Annotated in this window: 3 protein-coding genes; all 3 read left to right on the top strand. The window is 32.4% G+C overall.

Annotated features, from left to right (window positions below):
- The coding region (locus tag C6H17_RS10350; RefSeq protein ID WP_104731433.1) for a hypothetical protein at positions 1-589 on the top strand (589 nt) is incomplete at its 5' end.
- Positions 576-1,520 (top strand): hypothetical protein, encoded by a 945-nt coding sequence (locus C6H17_RS13090; protein ID WP_005220034.1) that lies wholly within the window; start codon positions 576-578, stop codon positions 1,518-1,520. The genes C6H17_RS10350 and C6H17_RS13090, both read left to right, overlap by 14 nt.
- Positions 1,507-2,174: hypothetical protein (locus tag C6H17_RS10340; protein WP_233714116.1), on the top strand; the 668-nt coding region annotated here is incomplete at its 3' end. The genes C6H17_RS13090 and C6H17_RS10340, both read left to right, overlap by 14 nt.

Here is a 2,174-nt window from a genome sequence, read left to right as displayed (position 1 = left end):
CAATATGGCAACTAACAGGGCGGAATCATTTATGTGTGAGCAAGAATATAATGCCTATTCTGATAATTTCTTTATGAGTTATTATACTCTGATAATGCAAAATATAAAGGATAGCGATAAGCCAAAAGTTCAAGCAATAATACAACAAACTATGGATAACAGAAATAAAATAGGGCTAGTGATACAATCCATTGATAAATATATTAGTGAGATTGAGAAACAGGCTGATAATGGCGATGAGGAAGCAAATAATATATTAAATGTTTATGGCAGGGGCTTGGAAGACCCATATTTGGGGATATTGTATGACATAGAACAAGTATATATGCAAGGAACACTAGAATTAACACAATATTTATTAGATAATAATAATGAACCATTTATGCGAATTTTTATAAATAAAAAGAAATATAACGATCTCTTTAATCGTGAGCAAGATGAATTGCTCACAGAAAGAGAAAAAGAAAGAAATGGAACATTAATAGATGGGGAAAAATTTATAATCCTACTTACTGCCCTCTACCAAGACAACCTAATCGATGAAACAGGCAAATTAATTATAAGGGTAGATTCTAGTGATACAAAATAGTGAATCTAAAAGCCACGCAAACACCTCTATCAACGCTCTACCTAAAATCAATGGAGCAATAAATCAAAAGACTAATACCACAGAGATAGAAAAAACACTGGGGATAGAATCTAAAAAGAAATTTGATTCTAAAAAAGCCTACTCCCCCATAGGGCTTATAGAATCTTTTAAAAAATACCAATCCTATCCCACAATCCAATTAGCTTTTAAACATGCTGCAATCTCTCTAGCACAAGGTGCAAACTATGAGATTCCATACAGCACAGAATCTAACAGGGCTTTTATACTCATCGCTCAAGCGATAGCTAATCATATAGTGAATAAGAGGAGTGATAAAAAGGCTAAAGATGTGATTATAGCTAATAAAGTGTATGGTGGCAAATATGGCAATGCTCCCTATGACCCAAATCTCACAGACCAAACACAAGGTGATGGCTATAAATATCGTGGTAAAGGATTGATACATTTGACTTGGAAAGAAAATTATAAGAAATTTGGTGAGTATGCCACAAAGCAAAAATGGAATATAGCAGACAAGGATTATTTCTTTAAAAATCCTCTTATTTTAAAAAATGAAGCATTGCAATCATTGCGTGCAGCGGTGTATTTTTGGAATCATCATAAGCTATATGCCCTAGCAGATACCTATCAAACAAAGGATTACACAAATAACCGCAAGAAAATCAAAAAAAACATAAGAGGCGGAACCCATACTCTTCATATAAGCATCAATAAATCTTTGGATTCTATAACATACAAAGTAAATGCAGGCAAAGAAAATATAGAGGGTAGGCAGGATGCATTTAATAGAATACGCTTTGGCACATACAATATAACTCAAGCACAGCTAAGGAGTGCAACAACAGACTTGACAAAATTGATTGAAAGCAATGAGAATCTTAAGAAAGGAATATTTAGTGATTTTAAATGATAGATTCAGGCATTTTGTATATATGTGTCTCATTACAACTTATGTCTTCTGTCAAGAATCTCCCAATGCCTCTTATGATTTGTCTGTGCCACTTGATGAAAAAAGTGAATTATACAAAATAGGACATAAAATCGTATATGAATGGCGTTGTGATGAAAAAGGACAATGCAATCAGCCAAGTTTTAAGTGTGATAATGAATCTAGGCTTAATGATATAGAATTAGAGATATGCTCTAAAGCCGATGAATGGTTTAGAGGCTTTACCTCTATAATTTTATACGATAATTTCTTTACTAGCTATTATCATCTCATAATGCAACATACACCAAAAGATAAAAAACAAGAGATAAAAAGGATAGCAAAAGAAGCAATGAAACAAAGGGATAGCATAGATATACAACAATGTGTAGATAATGCACTAAATGGTACGGATACTCTTCTTTGTATAGATTCTCAAATTGTTGAAATATATTATCAAGGATTATATGATATAACCCAATATCTTTTAGCAAATGATAAGAACCTTTTTGCAAAAATTTTTAACAATCCCAAGACGTATCAAATACTTTTAACGCAAGATAATATAGAGGTTGGGGATATGTGGGATTATAGGTTTTTTGGCACTTTTTATCAAGACAACCTAATCGACAAAAC

This window comes from Helicobacter rappini, from assembly GCF_900198625.1.
Classification (GTDB): Bacteria; Campylobacterota; Campylobacteria; order Campylobacterales; family Helicobacteraceae; genus Helicobacter_A; species Helicobacter_A rappini.
The sequence above is the reverse complement of the archived record's forward strand: the minus strand, read 5'-3'. Positions and strand labels throughout refer to the sequence as shown.